The sequence below is a fragment of the Geodermatophilus sp. Leaf369 genome (genome assembly GCF_001424455.1).
Taxonomy (GTDB): Bacteria; Actinomycetota; Actinomycetes; order Mycobacteriales; family Geodermatophilaceae; genus Klenkia.
In genome coordinates this window covers 187,150-202,038 of the sequence record NZ_LMQA01000001.1, presented here as the reverse complement: position 1 = coordinate 202,038, position 14,889 = coordinate 187,150, and the positions used below count along the sequence as shown (strand labels likewise).

16 protein-coding genes are annotated in these 14,889 nt (G+C 75.6%); 11 read left to right on the top strand and 5 right to left on the bottom strand.

All coding sequences use genetic code 11. The features are described 5' to 3' along the window. Positions 1-3: 3 nt before the first annotated feature. Together ASG36_RS00990 and ASG36_RS00985 are read right to left on the bottom strand one after the other, a co-directional pair. Positions 4-1,083: a molybdopterin-dependent oxidoreductase gene (locus ASG36_RS00990; protein ID WP_055758254.1), complete on the bottom strand. Its 1,080-nt coding sequence runs from the start codon at positions 1,081-1,083 to the stop codon at positions 4-6. A 20-nt stretch (positions 1,084-1,103) separates the two neighbouring features. Beyond that, the gene (locus ASG36_RS00985; RefSeq protein ID WP_055758251.1) at positions 1,104-1,703 is read right to left on the bottom strand and encodes a nitroreductase family protein; all 600 of its coding nucleotides are present in this window, start codon (positions 1,701-1,703) and stop codon (positions 1,104-1,106) included. A gap of 40 nt (positions 1,704-1,743) precedes the next feature. On the opposite strand from ASG36_RS00985, the gene priA reads away from it, so the two are divergent. Genes priA through hisF form a run of 3 tightly spaced genes read left to right on the top strand, consistent with a single transcriptional unit; the run spans position 1,744 to position 3,652 of the window. Further along, complete coding sequence (gene priA, locus ASG36_RS00980; protein ID WP_055758247.1) at positions 1,744-2,478, top strand: bifunctional 1-(5-phosphoribosyl)-5-((5-phosphoribosylamino)methylideneamino)imidazole-4-carboxamide isomerase/phosphoribosylanthranilate isomerase PriA; 735 nt, start codon at positions 1,744-1,746, stop codon at positions 2,476-2,478. Then, the gene (locus ASG36_RS00975; protein ID WP_055758244.1) at positions 2,475-2,858 is read left to right on the top strand and encodes a RidA family protein; all 384 of its coding nucleotides are present in this window, start codon (positions 2,475-2,477) and stop codon (positions 2,856-2,858) included. The genes priA and ASG36_RS00975 overlap by 4 nt, the downstream gene beginning before the upstream one ends. Continuing rightward, positions 2,855-3,652, top strand: a complete 798-nt coding sequence (gene hisF / locus ASG36_RS00970; protein ID WP_055758242.1) for an imidazole glycerol phosphate synthase subunit HisF — start codon at positions 2,855-2,857, stop codon at positions 3,650-3,652. Before ASG36_RS00975 ends, hisF begins: the two co-directional genes overlap by 4 nt. A 10-nt stretch (positions 3,653-3,662) precedes the next feature. On the opposite strand, the gene ASG36_RS00965 is transcribed toward hisF, so the two are convergent. Further along, positions 3,663-4,277, bottom strand: a complete 615-nt coding sequence (locus ASG36_RS00965) for a TIGR03085 family metal-binding protein (RefSeq protein ID WP_055758238.1) — start codon at positions 4,275-4,277, stop codon at positions 3,663-3,665. 126 nt (positions 4,278-4,403) lie between these two features. On the opposite strand from ASG36_RS00965, the gene ASG36_RS00960 reads away from it, so the two are divergent. From ASG36_RS00960 to ASG36_RS00950, 3 genes are read left to right on the top strand one after another with little or no spacing between them, the layout of a single operon-like run. After that, a complete protein-coding gene (locus tag ASG36_RS00960) occupies positions 4,404-6,290 on the top strand; it encodes an ABC transporter ATP-binding protein (protein ID WP_235494465.1) in 1,887 nt (628 codons plus the stop codon). Next, positions 6,287-8,113, top strand: coding sequence for an ABC transporter ATP-binding protein (locus tag ASG36_RS00955; protein WP_235494464.1), 1,827 nt, complete (start codon positions 6,287-6,289; stop codon positions 8,111-8,113). Before ASG36_RS00960 ends, ASG36_RS00955 begins: the two co-directional genes overlap by 4 nt. Then, a complete protein-coding gene (locus ASG36_RS00950) occupies positions 8,110-8,520 on the top strand; it encodes a hypothetical protein (protein ID WP_157498478.1) in 411 nt (136 codons plus the stop codon). The genes ASG36_RS00955 and ASG36_RS00950 overlap by 4 nt, the downstream gene beginning before the upstream one ends. Before the next feature lie 36 nt (positions 8,521-8,556). Here the strand turns inward: ASG36_RS00950 and ASG36_RS00945 are convergent, their stop codons facing one another. Further along, positions 8,557-8,964 (bottom strand): cupin domain-containing protein, encoded by a 408-nt coding sequence (locus ASG36_RS00945; protein ID WP_200944299.1) that lies wholly within the window; start codon positions 8,962-8,964, stop codon positions 8,557-8,559. A gap of 100 nt (positions 8,965-9,064) precedes the next feature. On the opposite strand from ASG36_RS00945, the gene ASG36_RS00940 reads away from it, so the two are divergent. After that, on the top strand, positions 9,065-9,535 hold the full coding sequence (locus tag ASG36_RS00940) for a hypothetical protein (RefSeq protein WP_055758232.1): 471 nt from the start codon (positions 9,065-9,067) through the stop codon (positions 9,533-9,535). 9 nt (positions 9,536-9,544) lie between these two features. Continuing rightward, the gene (locus ASG36_RS00935) at positions 9,545-11,209 is read left to right on the top strand and encodes an FAD-binding dehydrogenase (protein WP_200944298.1); all 1,665 of its coding nucleotides are present in this window, start codon (positions 9,545-9,547) and stop codon (positions 11,207-11,209) included. A 7-nt stretch (positions 11,210-11,216) separates the two neighbouring features. Here the strand turns inward: ASG36_RS00935 and ASG36_RS00930 are convergent, their stop codons facing one another. Then, a complete protein-coding gene (locus ASG36_RS00930; RefSeq protein WP_055758225.1) occupies positions 11,217-12,329 on the bottom strand; it encodes a GGDEF domain-containing protein in 1,113 nt (370 codons plus the stop codon). A 70-nt stretch (positions 12,330-12,399) separates the two neighbouring features. Here ASG36_RS00930 and hisI point away from each other — a divergent pair, with 70 nt between their 5' ends. Genes hisI through ASG36_RS00915 form a run of 3 tightly spaced genes read left to right on the top strand, consistent with a single transcriptional unit; the run spans position 12,400 to position 14,886 of the window. After that, on the top strand, positions 12,400-12,753 hold the full coding sequence (gene hisI / locus ASG36_RS00925) for a phosphoribosyl-AMP cyclohydrolase (RefSeq protein ID WP_235494463.1): 354 nt from the start codon (positions 12,400-12,402) through the stop codon (positions 12,751-12,753). Continuing rightward, on the top strand, positions 12,740-14,239 hold the full coding sequence (locus ASG36_RS00920; protein WP_055758219.1) for an anthranilate synthase component I: 1,500 nt from the start codon (positions 12,740-12,742) through the stop codon (positions 14,237-14,239). Before hisI ends, ASG36_RS00920 begins: the two co-directional genes overlap by 14 nt. Next, positions 14,236-14,886 (top strand): TIGR02234 family membrane protein, encoded by a 651-nt coding sequence (locus ASG36_RS00915; protein WP_055758215.1) that lies wholly within the window; start codon positions 14,236-14,238, stop codon positions 14,884-14,886. Before ASG36_RS00920 ends, ASG36_RS00915 begins: the two co-directional genes overlap by 4 nt. The last annotated feature ends 3 nt before the right edge of the window (positions 14,887-14,889 follow it).

Genomic DNA, 14,889 nt, shown 5'->3' with positions numbered 1-14,889 from the left:
GGGCTACTGCAGCGGGAACGGCGGCTGCAGCCACGCGGGGGAGTCCAGCACCTCGACCCGGGCGACCCACTTGACCCACCACACCCCGCGCCGGTCGGGGGCGACCAGCCGGACCGGGGCGCCGTGCCCGGCCGACAGCGGCTCGCCGCCGGCGTGGGTGGCCAGCAGCACCCGGGAGGCATCGGCGATCGGCAGCCGGCGGCGGTAGCCGGTCACCGAGACCAGCTCGATGCTCTGGGCCCGGTCGGTGAGCGCGGTGGGCCCGAACTGCTCGGTGAGCAGCCGGTCCAGCCGCACCCCGCGCCAGTCCTGCTCGGCGTACCAGCCGCCGGTGCAGTCCAGCAGCGCGCGCAGCTCGTCGCCGCGGTCCAGGTCGGTGACGGCGACCCGGGCCCGACCGGCCGCGGCGACCACCTCGACGGTGGTGGCGGTGGTCTCCGGGACGGTGTCGCTGGCCCACTGGGTGACCGGCATGGCGGTGGGGTCGTCGGTGCCGCGCTCCAGCGACCCGGTGCCACGGCGGTCGGCGCCCGGGGTGCCGGTGGCCTTCCAGAGGCCCTCGGTGAGCCCCCACAGCGCCAGCGAGCCGCCGGCCAGGGCCCCGGTGGCGAGCACCGTCCGCCGGTCCAGGTCCACCGCCCGGGGGCGCTGCCGGCGGCCCCACACGTGGGCCACCAGCACCACGACCAGGCCGATGGTGGCGCCGACGTGCACCTGCAGCGCCGCGATCGGGGTGCCCGAGGTGGCCCAGATGCCGGCAGCCCCGGCGGCGTGCAGCACGCCGGAGAGCACGACGACGGCGGTGAGCCCGGTGAGCCAGTACGCGGCGCCGGGCGCCCGGCGGGCGGCGGGACGGCGCCGGGCCCGGCGGACGACGACGGTCTTCCACGGCACCAGCAGCAGCAGGCCCAGCCCGGCGGCCCCGTGCGCGACCGCGATCACCCGGCCGGCCACCGGTGTGCCCACCGCGAAGCCCAGCACCCCGGTGCCCCCGGCGATCAGGAGCAGGGCCAGCAGCGCCAGGTTGGACCGCCGTCCGGCCCGCCGGGGGAGGAGGCGGGAGGCCTGCTCGTCGAGTGCCACCCGCCGAGTGTGCCCAGGTCTCACCACCGCCCGCGGTGCACGACCTCCCCGGTGCCTCGTCGTCCGCGGCGCAGCGAGGGCGAGCGGCGGTCCTCGGTGCCCGGGTACCCGATCGACAGCACCCCGACCGGGCGGTGGTCGGCGGGCACCCCGAAGGCCTCCCGCAGCGCGTCGACCCGCTCCGGGGGGACGCCGAAGAAGCAGGCACCCAGGCCCTCGTCGACGGCGGTGAGCAGCATCATCAGCGACGCCATCCCGGTGTCGACGTCCCAGTACGGGACCGGCCACCGGCTCTCGTCGCGGTCGGTCCAGCCCTTGTCGGGCTCGGCGTAGCGGTCCAGGTAGGCGGCCTTGTGGCTGAACGGGACGACCAGCAGCGGCGCCCTGCGCATCCGGGTCAACCAGCCGTCCGGGGTGCCCGGGCCGGTGGTCGCCGTCCAGAAGGCCGCGCGCTCGGCCGCCGTCTCCAGCACCAGGAACGCCCAGCCCTGGCTGAACCCGGCGCTGGGGGCCCGGATCGCGTGCTCGAGCAGCCGGTCGCGCACCTCGGGCGGCACCGGACGGTCCGGGTCGTAGTCGCGGACCATCCGCCGGCGCCGGACCACCTCGCTGAACTCCACCCCGCGAGCCTGCCAGTCGGGCCCTCCTAGGCTGTCGCCCGTGCCGAAGCTGCAGCTGCTCCCCGCCGTCGACGTCGCCGACGGCCTCGCCGTCCGTCTGGTCCAGGGGGAGGCCGGCAGCGAGACCTCCTACGGCGACCCGCTCGAGGCCGCGCGCACCTGGCAGCGGGACGGCGCCGAGTGGGTGCACCTGGTCGACCTCGACGCCGCCTTCGGCCGCGGCTCCAACCGGGAGCTGCTCGCCCGGGTGGTCGGCGAGCTCGACGTCGACGTGGAGCTCTCCGGCGGCATCCGGGACGACGCCTCGCTGCAGGCGGCGTTGGCCACCGGCTGCCGGCGGGTCAACCTGGGCACCGCGGCGCTGGAGTCCCCCGAGTGGTGTGCCGCCGCGATCGCCGAGCACGGCGACCGGATCGCCGTCGGCCTGGACGTGCGCGGCACCAAGCTCGCCGCCCGCGGCTGGACGCGCGAGGGCGGGGAGCTCTACGAGACCCTGGCCCGCCTGGACGCCGAGGGCTGTGCCCGCTACGTGGTCACCGACATCACCAAGGACGGCACCCTGAAGGGCCCGAACCTGGAGCTGCTGCGCGAGGTCTGCGCCGCCACCGACCGCCCGGTGATCGCCTCCGGCGGGGTCTCCTCGCTGGCCGACATCCGCGCGCTGGCCGGGCTGGCCGACATCGGCGTCGAGGGCGCGATCGTCGGCAAGGCGCTGTACGCCGGCCAGTTCACCCTCCCCGAGGCCCTGGCGCTGACCGTCGAGGTCGCCGGGTGACGGTGCAGCGGGTGGGGTCGGGCGCGCCCTGGGAGGACGTCGTCGGCTACTGCCGCGTCGTCCGGGCGGGGCAGCAGGTCTTCGTCAGCGGGACCACCGGCACCCGCGACGGGGTCGTCGTCGACGGCGGCGCGGCGGCGCAGACCCGGCAAGCGCTGCAGAACGTCGTGGCCGCATTGGAGTCCGTCGGCGCGACCGCGGCCGACGTCGTCCGCACCCGGGTGTACGTCACCGACATCGCGCAGTGGGAGGCCGTCGGACGAGTGCACGGGGAGTTCTTCGGCGCCGCCCGCCCGGCCAGCGCGATGGTCGAGGTCTCCGGCCTGATCGACCCGGCGATGCTGGTCGAGGTCGAGGCCGACGCGGTGGTGGGCGCGTGAGCCTGGCCGTGCGGGTCATCCCGTGCCTGGACGTCGACGGTGGCCGGGTGGTCAAGGGCGTGAACTTCGTCGACCTGCGCGACGCCGGCGACCCGGTGGAGATGGCCCGGGTCTACGACGCCGAGGGCGCCGACGAGCTGACGTTCCTGGACATCACCGCCTCCTCCGGGGACCGGGAGACCACCTACGACGTCGTCCGGCGCACCGCGGAGAGCGTGTTCATCCCGCTCACCGTCGGCGGCGGGGTGCGGGCCGTGGAGGACGTGGACAAGCTGCTGCGGGCCGGCGCGGACAAGGTCGCGGTGAACACCGCGGCCGTCGCCCGCCCCGAGCTGATCGCCGAGATCGCCGATCGCTACGGCAACCAGGTGCTGGTGCTGTCCCTGGACGCCCGGCGGTGCCAGGACGGCGCGGTCACCGACTCCGGTTTCGAGATCACCACCCACGGCGGCCGCCGGGGCACCGGCCGGGACGCCGTGGAGTGGGTCGTCGAGGCCGCCCGGCTCGGGGTCGGCGAGGTGCTGCTCAACTCGATGGACGCCGACGGCACCCGCGCGGGCTTCGACACCGAGCTGATCCGCGCCGTCCGCCGCGAGGTCACCGTGCCGGTGATCGCCAGCGGGGGAGCGGGTGCCGTGGCGCACTTCGCCCCCGCCGTCGCCGCCGGTGCCGACGCGGTGCTGGCCGCCAGCGTCTTCCACTTCGGCGACATGCGGATCGGGGACGTCAAGGCCGCGCTCGGCGGGGCCGGCGTGCCGGTGCGGCGGGAGACCGACCACCCGCTGCCCGGCTGAGACCCCGGGGTCAGCCGCGGGTGGTCTCCACCCGGGCGACGTCCTCCCGGCCACCGGCCCACAGCAGCAGCTCCAACGGCTCACCGGCCACCGTGGTCAGCGGCTGACCCGAGCGCAGCGTGCGGGTGGCGCCGGTGTCGGTACGGCGCAGCTCCAGGCCCCCGTCCAGGCCGCGCGCCTTGCCGCGGGCCAGCAGCGGCACCTGCTTCCACAGGGCGTCCTGGGCGGCGCGGGGCAGCTCGCGCGGCTCCCAGCCGGGCTGGGCGCGGCGGACGTCCTCGTGGTGCACGGCCATCTCCGCCCCGTTGACCAGGGCGTCCACCGCCGGCAGCGCGGTGGGGAAGAAGGCGGGCGGGCCCTGGCGCACCTTCTCCACCAGCTCGGGCCACGGGGTCTCCAGCAGCACCCGGCTCTGCACCCGCCGGGTCCACCACCCCAGCGGCCCGCCGAGGACCGCCCCGGGGGCGGTGTCCGGGCGGCGGTCGCGGACGACGAGGTGCGCGGCCAGGTCACCGGTCCGCCAGCCCTCGCAGCGGGTCGGCCGGTCGGGCCCCAGCTCGGTCAGCAGGTCGGCCAGCGCGGTGCGCTCGGTCTGGGACAGGGAGGCGCTGGGCGAGTCGGTCACCCGCTGGTCCTACCGTCCCCCGCGGCTGCGGAAACGAGAGGTCCGCCGCGGCCGCAAAGCGCTTATCCCCGGTAACGACCGCGGGTACGCTCAGCCGACACCCAGCAGCACCACCCGAGGAGACGCGTGCCCCCGCGCAGCAGCAGCTCCGCCCGTTCCACCCGCGACACGAACCCCGAGAACGTCACCCAGCGCAGCGAGCGCGAGCAGAAGAAGGTCATGCGCCGCGGGTTCGCCCACGTCGGCCTGGCCGTCCGCGAGCAGCCCGGCATCTTCACCCTCGCCTTCCTGGGCAGCAGCCTCTACGGCGCGATGACCGTGGCCAGCGCCTTCGTCATCGGCGGCATCACCGACCGGCTCATCACCCCGAGCTTCGAGCGCGGCTCGGTCACCGCCGGCGCCCTGGGGCTGGCCGCGCTGGCGATCATCGTGGTCGCCGTGCTCAAGATCGTCGGCATCATCGGCCGGCGGCTCTTCGCCGGGATCATGTCCTACCGGCTGCAGGCCGACTACCGCCGTCGGGTGACCAGCCAGTACCTGCGGCTGCCGCTGTCCTGGCACCAGCGCCACCCCACCGGCCAGCTGCTGTCCAACGCCAACTCCGACGTCGAGGCCGCCTGGTTCTTCGTCGCCCCGCTGCCCTTCGCCTGCGGGGCGATCGTCATGGTCGTCATCACCGTGGTCGCCCTCTTCCTCACCGACCCGCTGCTCGCCCTGGTCGGGCTCGTCGTCTTCCCCCTGGTGTTCATCGCCAACGCCGTCTACTCCCAGGTCATGAGCCCGCGGATGGCGCGCGCGCAGCAGCTGCGCGCCGAGGTCTCCGAGATCGCCCACGAGTCCTTCGACGCCGCCCTGGTCGTCAAGACCCTGGGCCGGGAGACCGAGGAGACCCGCCGCTTCGCCGGCAGCGCCGACGAGCTGCGGGACGGGCTGATCGCCGTCGGCCGGGTCCGGGGCCTCTTCGACCCGATGATGGAGGCGCTGCCCAACCTGGGCACCCTCGCGGTGCTGCTCATCGGTGCCCAGCAGGTCGCCGCCGGGGCCACCGATGCCGGCGCCCTGGTCTCCATCGCCTACCTGTTCACCCTGCTCGCCTTGCCCATCCGGGCGATCGGCTGGGTGCTGGCCGACCTGCCGCGGGCGATGGCCGGCTTCGACCGGGTCGCCCCGGTGCTGTCGGCCCGGGGCGAGACCCCGCACGGCCCGGACGCCGCCGCCAGCGGTGACACCGGTGCCGGGGTCGGCGTCCGGTCGGTCGACTTCGGGCACGTGGACGCCGAGGGACGCGCCACCCAGGTGCTGCACGGGGTCACCTTCGACGTGCAGGCCGGTAGGACCATCGCCGTCGTCGGACCCACCGGGTCGGGCAAGTCCACCCTGGCCGGGCTGCTGGTGCGCCTGGTCGACCCGCACGACGGCAGCGTGCTGCTCGACGGCGTCGACCTGCGCAGCCTGCGCGAGGGCGAGGTGGCCACCCAGGCCGCGTTCGTCGCCCAGGGCACCTTCCTCTTCGACGACACCGTCCGCGGCAACGTCACCCTCGGCGCCGACTTCACCGACGACGAGGTGCACGCCGCCCTCCGCACCGCCGCCGCCGAGGACTTCGTGGCCCAGCTGCCCGAGGGCCTGGACACCAAGGTCGGCGAGCGCGGGGCCAGCCTGTCCGGCGGTCAGCGCCAGCGGCTGGCGCTGGCCCGGGCCGTCGTCCGCCGGCCCCGGCTGCTGGTCATGGACGACGCCACCAGCGCCGTGGACCCCAGCATCGAGGCCCGCATCCTGGACGCGCTGCGCAGCACCGACCGCCCGGCCACCGTGGTCGTCGTCGCCTACCGGCAGGCCACCATCTCCCTCGCCGACGAGGTCGTCTGGATCGACCGGGGCCGGCTCGTGGCCCGGGGCAGCCACGCCGAGCTGCTGGCGCAGGTGCCCGGGTACGCCCGGCTGGTCCAGGCCTACCAACCGCCCGACGCCGTCACCGCCGCCGAGCCCGAGCCCGCCGGGGCGCAGGCGTGAGCGCCGCCGTGACCGACGAGCCGGTGACCGGGATGAACGACCGGCCCACCGAGTCCGCCACCGCGACGCTGCGGCGCGGGCTGCGGATGATGCCGGAGTTCCGCCGCGGGCTGCCCGCGACCTTCTCCCTCGCCCTGGTCGCCACCGCCGGGCGCGTCGTCGTCCCGATCGCGGTGCAGCAGACCCTCGACCGCGGCCTGGGCGCCGCCGGTGGACCCGACATCCCGCTGGTCCGCGAGCTCGTCGCGATCTGCGCGCTGGTCGTGCTGGTCACCGCCGTCGCGGTCTACCGGATGAACGTCCGGCTCTTCCGGACGACGGAGACCGCGCTGGCGAACCTGCGGGTGCGCGCCTTCCGGCACGTGCACGACCTGTCGGTGCTGCACCAGCAGGGCGAACGCCGCGGCAACCTGGTCTCCCGGGTCACCAGCGACGTCGACCAGCTGTCGGTGTTCATGCAGTGGGGCGGGGTGCTCGGGCTGGTCAGCCTGGGCCAGCTCGTCGTCGCCACCGTCGTGATGGCCGTCTACTCCTGGCAGCTGACCCTGCTGGTCCTCGTCTGCTTCATCCCGCTGGGCTACGCGGTGAAGTGGTTCGCGAAGCGGCTGGCCGAGGTCTACGGCGTGGTCCGCGAGCGGGTCGGCGACGTGCTGGCCGCGGTCGGGGAGTCCGTCGTCGGCGCCCCCACCGTGCGTGCCTACGGCGTCCGGGGGCGCACCGCGGCCCGCATCGACGCCGCCATCGACCGGCACTACCGGGCCTCGGTGCAGGCCCAGCGCACCACCGCCGGGGTGTACGTGAGCGGGGAGTTCGTCGCCGCGGTCGCGAACGCCGCGGTCGTCGTGGTGGGCGTGCTGCTCGGTGTCGGCGGGCAGATCTCGGCCGGCACGCTGGTCGCGTTCCTGTTCCTGGTCACCCTGTTCGTCGCCCCGGTGCAGACCGCCAGCGAGGTGCTCAACGAGGCCCAGAACGCCGTCGCCGGCTTCCGCCGGGTGCTCGACGTGCTGGACACCGAGCCCGACGTGCAGGACCCCGTCGACGGCCAGGTGCTGCCCGCAGGACCGCTGGGCGTGCGGTTCGACCACGTGGGCTTCCGGTACTCCCCAGATGCCCGCCCGGCCCTGGCCGACGTCGACCTGGAGATCGCCGCCCGCACCCGCGTCGCGGTCGTCGGGGAGACCGGGTCGGGGAAGACCACCTTCGCCAAGCTGCTCACCCGGCTGATGGACCCCACCGAGGGCCGGGTGCTGGTCGGCGGGGTGCCGCTGGACCGGATCGCGTTCAGCTCGCTGCGCGAGCGGGTCGTGATGGTGCCCCAGGACGGGTTCCTCTTCGACGCCTCGGTCGCGGACAACGTGCGCTACGGCAAGCCCGGGATGACCGACGCGCACGTCGCGGCGGCCTTCGACGAGCTGGGCCTCGGCGGGTGGGTCGAGGGCCTGTCCGACGGCGTGCGGACGCCGGTCGGCCAGCGGGGGGAGTCGCTGTCGGCGGGGGAGCGGCAGCTGGTGGCCGTCGCCCGCGCCTACGTCGCCGACCCCGACCTGCTGGTGCTCGACGAGGCCACCAGCGCGGTCGACCCGGCCACCGAGGCCCGGCTCACCCGGGCCCTGGACACCCTCACCACCGGCCGGACGACGATCACCATCGCCCACCGGCTGTCCACCGCCGAGCGGGCCGACGAGATCCTGGTCGTCGACGCCGGCCGGGTCGCCCAGCGCGGCACGCACGCGGCGCTGGTCGACGCACCCGGGGTCTACGCGGCGCTGCACGCCTCGTGGCGTCGGTCGTCCGGGGGGCTCACCGCCCCGCCCGCCCGGTGACCCTGCCCGACTGGCGCCGCCGGCCGGGGACCGCCACCGGCGCGATGGTGCTGGGCGTGCTGAGCGCGGTGTCCCTGGGGCCGCTGGGAGCGCTGCTGGGCTTCGCGTCCCAGGGCTTCGACCAGCCGGCCGGGGCCGTCGGGGGGTACCTCGCGGCGCTGGCCGCCGTGGTGGTCCTGGTGGGGGTCGGGCTGCTCCGCGGTGCGCGGGCCTGGTGGCCGCTGGTCGCCGGCTGCACGGTGCTCGTCGCCGTGGTCGCGGCGTGGGTCGTCCACAACCTGTCCGAGGGTGACGGCGGGGAGCTGCTGGCGTTGTTCGCCGTCAGCCCGCTGGGCGCCGCCGCCCTGGGGGCGACGCCCGAGGTGCGGGTCTGGGTGGGACAGACGAGGGCCGCCGGTCCGGGCTGAGTGCCCGGCCCGACGGCCCTGGTCGTGCGAGGGAGGTCAGCTCGTCGGCGGCTCGTCCTTGCCCGACTCCTCGAGCTCGTCGGCCTCCTCCTTGGTGTGGTGCACCGCGCCGTCGGCGTGGTCGGCCGGGCCGTACACGGTGTAGAGGACCCACGGGTTCGGGCCGTCGTTGACGAAGTTGTGCAGCGTGCCGGCCGGGACGACGACGATGTCACCGGGCTTGACGCTCTTGCTCAAGCCCTCGATGACGGCCTTGCCGACGCCGCTCACGAAGCTCAGGATCTGGTCGTTCTCGTCGTGGGTCTCCTCGCCGATCTCCCCACCCGGCGGGATCGTCATGATCACCAGCTGGGAGTGCTCGCCGGTCCAGAGCACGCGTCGGAAGTCCGCGCTCTTCTCGGCCACGGTCGCGATGTCGAAGTGCACGATGTCCTTGGCTGCCATGGGCCTCTCATGCCCCGCGCGGATGTGGATCACGCACGGACCGTCCACGGATCCGGCGGGGACCAGACCCCGGCGGGGTGCGGGCCCTACTCTCCCGGCCATGGCCCAGCAGTCCCCCCGGCGGCCCGCCCCGGTGCGCCGCTCGCCCAAGGCGGCCCGGCCGGCCCCGGCGCGCCCGGCCCCCGAGGCCCTCGTCCGCCCGGTCCAGGCGCCCTTCGCCGCGGTGTTCGGGGTGCTGGTCGCCCTTGAGATGACGTACCTGGCCTGGCTCCTGTTCGACGCCGACGCCGGGGCCGACGACGTGCCGCGCTGGCCGGAGGTCGCCCTGGTCGTGCTGGCGGTCTGGGCGCTGGTCGGAGCGGCGCTGGTGTTCCTGGGCCGCGGCCGGGGCTGGCTCGTGCTCGCCGCCGGCAGCGTGCTCCCGCTGCTGGGCCTGCTGGCGGTGACGGTGCTCTTCGGCACCCTGGGCGGGGGCAGCGCGACCTGGTGGGCGGTCCTGCTGACCGTCGGCCCGATCGGGTCGCTGGTGCTGGCCTGTCAGCGTCCGGTGCGGGAGTGGACCACTCGCTAGGTTGACGTGGTGCAGCTCACCGGGAGTCAGGCCGACGTCGTCGTGGTGGGGGCCGGCCTGGCCGGGCTGGTGGCCACCGCCGAGCTCGCCGACGCCGGCAAGCGGGTGCTGCTGCTGGACTCCGAACCCGAGGCGAACCTCGGTGGGCAGGCGTTCTGGAGCTTCGGCGGCCTCTTCCTGGTCGACTCACCCGAGCAGCGCCGCCTCCGGGTGAAGGACTCCCTGGAGCTGGCCCGGCAGGACTGGGCCGGCACCGCGTCCTTCGACCGGCCCGAGGACCACTGGCCCCGGCAGTGGGCCGAGGCCTACCTGCAGTTCGCCGCGGGGGAGAAGCGCTCCTGGCTGCACCAGCAGGGCGTGCGGTTCTTCCCGGTCGTCGGCTGGGCCGAGCGCGGCGGCTACGGGGCGACGGGGCACGGCAACTCGGTGCCGCGGTTCCACGTCGTCTGGGGCACCGGTCCCGGCATCGTCGAGCCCTTCGCCCGCCGCGTGCGGGCGGCCGCCGAGCGTGGGCTGGTCGAGCTGCGGTTCCGGCACCGGGTCACCGGGCTCGTGGTGGACGGCGGCGCGGTGACCGGCGTGCGCGGGGACGTGCTCGAGCCCAGCGCCGCCGCCCGCGGCGAGGCCACCTCGCGCACGCCGGTCGCCGACTTCGAGATCGGTGCGCAGGCCGTGGTGGTCACCGCCGGCGGCATCGGGGCCAACCACGACCTGGTGCGGGCGAACTGGCCGGCCCGGCTGGGCCCGGCGCCGCGGCGGCTGCTGTCCGGCGTCCCGGCGCACGTGGACGGCGCGATGCTGCAGGCCACCGAGGCCGCCGGCGCCAGCGTGGTCAACCCCGACCGGATGTGGCACTACACCGAGGGCATCACCAACTGGGACCCGGTCTGGGCGCGGCACGGCATCCGGATCCTGCCCGGGCCCTCCTCGCTGTGGCTCGACGCCACCGGGAAGCGGCTGCCCGGGCCGCTGTACCCCGGGTTCGACACCCTGGGCACGCTCGCGCACATCGGGGGCACCGGCCACGAGCACACCTGGTTCGTGCTCAACCGGAAGATCGTGGAGAAGGAGTTCACCCTCTCCGGGTCCGAGCAGAACCCCGACCTGACGAACAAGGACCTCAAGCTCCTGCTCACCCGGGTGCGCGGCGGCCCGGCGGCCCCGGTGCAGGCCTTCCTGGACCACGGCGAGGACTTCGTCACCGCCCCCACCGTCGCCGAGCTGGTGGCCGGGATGAACCGGGTCACCGGCGGCACCCCGCACCTGGACGCCGCGGCGGTCGAGGCCGAGATCGTCGCGCGGGACCGGGAGACCGAGAACGGCTTCAGCAAGGACGGCCAGGTCAACGCCATCCGTGCGGCGCGGGCGTTCCTCGGCGACAAGCTGATCCGGGTGGTGCCGCCGCACCGGCTGCTCGACCCGGCGGCCGGCCCGCTGATCGCCGTCCGGCTCAACCTGCTGACCCGCAAGACCCTCGGCGGGCTGGAGACCGACCTGTCGGGGCGGGTGCTGCAGCCCGGCGGCGCGGTGTTCCCGGGGCTGTACGCGGCCGGGGAGATCGCCGGGTTCGGTGGCGGTGGGATGCACGGGTACCGCTCGCTGGAGGGCACCTTCCTCGGCGGTTGCCTCTTCTCCGGCCGGGTCGCCGGCCGAGCGGTCGCCGCCGCCCTCTGACCGCGGCTCAGCCCGCGACGGCCACCTGGTCGCGGCCGCCGGCCTTAGCCCGGTAGAGGGCGGCGTCCGCGGCGGAGAACGCCTCGGCGCTCTCCCCGGGGCCCGGGCTCGTCGGGCGGGCTGCGTGCACGCCCACGCTCACGGTGAGCCCGGCCTCCGCGGTGTCGGCGGGTGCCTCGGCGCGGGCCGCGCGGGCGTCGGTGAGGAGCCGGGTCGCGATGGACGCCGCGCCCTCGGCGTCGGTCCCCGGGAGCAGCAGGCCGAACTCGTCCCCGCCCAGCCGCGCGGCGAGGTCACCGGGACGACGGAGGGCGGCGCTCAGCAGCCCGGCCACCGCGACCAGGGCACGGTCCCCGGCGGCGTGTCCGAAGGTGTCGTTGACCTGCTTGAAGTGGTCGACGTCCACCACCACCAGGCCCAGCGGGGTGCCCTCGCGCGCGCAGCGCTCCCACTCCCGCTGCAGCGCCTCCTCCCACCCGCGCCGGTTCGGCAGCCCGGTCACCGGGTCCAGCGTGGTCAGCCGCTCCAGGGCCTCGGTCTGGGCGAACAGCAACCGGGCCTGGGCGGCCACGCGGTAGGCCGCGGCCAGGCCGACGAGGACGACCGTGCCGACCAGGGCCGTGGCGGTGGCGAGGTCCCGGCCGGTGACGTCGGCGGTGGTGGCGGCCAGCAGGCTGACCACCGACCAGACCGGGACGAGGGTGGCGGTCACCGGGAAGGGCAGACGGGCGTGCAGGCACAGGATCGCCGCGGTGTGCAGGCTCAGCAGCAGCCAGCCGGTGGGCGTGCGGTCCCCGCCCAGGGCCAGCGCGACCACCGCGTAGACGCCGAAGCCCGCGACCAGCACCCGGGCGGTCGTGCGGTACGTGGTCGTGCGCCGGACCAGCAGGATCAGCACGACGGCGGCCGCCCCCACCAGCACGTGGTCGCTGAGGGCCATCGGGCCCCCGGCCGGCCCGCGGCGCAGGTTGACCACGAAGAAGACCACGTTGTAGGCCAGGACCAGGCCGGCCACCAGCGCCACGTCCCGGCGCAGGCCGCGCAGCTGGGTGGCCAGGAAACGGTCCTCCTGCGCGGGGTCGGACAGCCGGGCTGACCAGGGGTTCAGCGCAGCGGGCACGGCACATCATGAGCACGACCGCCCGGCGTCGCCTCCCGGGGTGCCCGCCACGGCTGAGAGACTGGTGGGCGTGCCCGATCTCGACCCTGCCGTCTCCGACCTCCTGCGCCGCACCCCCGACGGCCTGGTCGCCGCCGTCGCCCAGCAGCACGACACCGGTGAGGTGCTGATGCTGGCCTGGATGGACGACGAGGCACTGCGCCGCACTCTGGCCACCGGCGAGGCCACCTACTGGTCCCGCAGCCGCAACGAGTACTGGGTCAAGGGCGCCACCTCCGGCCACCACCAGGCCGTGCGCGAGGTCCGGGTCGACTGCGACGGTGACGCGCTGCTGCTGCTGGTCGACCAGACCGGTCCCGCCTGCCACACCGGCGAGCGCTCCTGCTTCCACCGCCCCCTGGAGGTCACCCGTGCGACTCGGTGAGACCCTCCCGACCGCGGCCGACCTCGCCACCTCCACCGGCCCCGTCGTGCCGGTGACCCGCCGGCTGCTGGCCGACTCCGAGACGGCGGTCGGCGTCTACCGCAAGCTGGCCGGCAACCGGCCGGGCACCGTGCTGCTGGAGTCCGCCGAGCAGGGCAAGCAGTGGTCCCGGTACAGCTTCGTCGGCGTCCGCAGCGCCGGGGTGCTCACCGAGCGCGACGGGGTCACCCAGTGGCTGGGGGAGGACCTCCCGGGGCTGACCGACGACCTGCCCACCGACCCCCTGGACGCCGTCCGCACGCTGGCCCGGCGGCTGCGCACCCCGCGGGCACCCGGGCTGCCCCCGCTGACCGGCGGGCTGGTCGGCTACCTGGGCTACGACGTCGTCCGGCGGCTGGAGAGGCTGCCCGACACCGCGACCGACGACCTGGGCATGCCCGAGCTGGCGATGACCCTGGTGACCGACCTGGCGGTGCTGGACCACCACGACGGCACCGTGCTGCTCATCGCCAACGCCTTCGGCACGACGGCCGAGCACCACGCCGACGCCGTCGCCCGGCTGGACGCGATGGCCGCCGCGCTGGTGGGCGCCGCCCCGCCCGGGGTGGCCACGATGGAGACCACCGAGTCGCCCGAGGTCACCTCGAACATGGCCCCGGGGCAGTTCCAGGCCGGCGTCGAGGCCGTCCGCGAGCACGTGCGGGCCGGGGACGTGTTCCAGGCCGTGCTGTCCCAGCGCTTCTCCCGGCGCACGGACGTCGACGCGCTGGACCTGTACCGGGTGCTGCGCGCCAGCAACCCCTCGCCGTACATGTACCTGCTGCGGTTCGCCGGTCGGGAGTCGCCCTTCGACGTCGTCGGGTCCTCCCCGGAGGCGCTGGTCACCGTCACCGGCGACCACGCCGTCGTCCACCCGCCGGCCGGCACCCGCCCGCGCGGGGGCTCCCCGGAGGAGGACGCCCGGCTCACCGAGGAGCTGCTGGCCGACCCCAAGGAACGCGCCGAGCACGTGATGCTGGTCGACCTGGCCCGCAACGACCTGGGCCGGGTATGCGTGCCGGGCACCGTCGAGGTCGCGGACTTCATGCGGGTCGAGCGGTACAGCCACGTCATGCACCTGGTGTCCACCGTCGCCGGGCGGGTCACCCCGGGCCGGGACGCCCTGGACGTGTTCGACGCGACCTTCCCCGCCGGCACGGTGTCCGGGGCGCCCAAGCCCCGCGCGATGGAGGTCATCGAGTCCCTCGAGCCCACCCGCCGCGCGCTCTACGCCGGCACCGTCGGCTACCTGGACACCAGCGGCGACATGGACATGGCCATTGCCATCCGGACGGCGGTGCTGCACGAGGGCACCGCGTACGTGCAGGCCGGTGCGGGGGTCGTGGCCGACAGCGACGCCGCGCTGGAGGAGGCCGAGACCCGGCACAAGGCGCGGGCGGTGCTGTCGGCGATCGCCACCGCCGAGGGGCTGCGGGAGCTGTCGTGAGCAGCCCGCGCCCGGCTGCCCGCCGCGAGCTCACCGTCGCCGTGCTCGCCGCGGCCGCCGCCGGTGGGCTGGCCCTGTCGGCGGGCGGTCAGGGCTGGGCCGACGTCACCGTGACCCGCCAGCCCCCGCTGCCTCCCGTCGAGCAGGTGCTGACCGGCAGCCAGCTGGCCCCGCTGGTCCCGGCGACCGGTCTGCTGCTGCTCGCCGGCGCGGTCGCGCTGTTCGCCGTCCGGGGGTGGGGGCGGGTGGTGCTGGGCCTGGTGCTGGCCGTCGCGGGGGGAGTGCTGGTGGCCTCGGGCGCCGGTGCCCTCACCGGCTCGGTCGAGGTCACCCCCGACGACCTGGGGGACCAGATCGGGCTGGGGCAGGCCACGATCAGCTCGCAGGTCGCCGCCGGGTGGCCGGTGCTCGCCGTCGTCGCCGGGATGCTCGGGCTGCTGGCCGGGGGCCTCGTCGTGCTCCGCGGACGGCGGTGGCCCGGGCTGGGTCAGCGGTACGAGCGGCCCGCCGGGTCCGGTCCCGCACCGGCGGCGGCACCGCGCCGCCCCTCCCGCCCGGAGTCCCCGGAGGACCGGCACCAGGCCGCCTGGAAGGCCCTGGACCGCGGCGACGACCCGACCGACGAGCCTCCCGCACCCGGTCGCTGAGCG

Coding starts and splice junctions, on each gene's coding strand:
- ASG36_RS00945 (WP_200944299.1), bottom strand. CDS start 8,964: ATGGCAGCCAAGGACATCGTGCACTTCGACATCGCGACCGTGGCCGAG.
- ASG36_RS00940 (WP_055758232.1), top strand. CDS start 9,065: ATGGCCCAGCAGTCCCCCCGGCGGCCCGCCCCGGTGCGCCGCTCGCCC.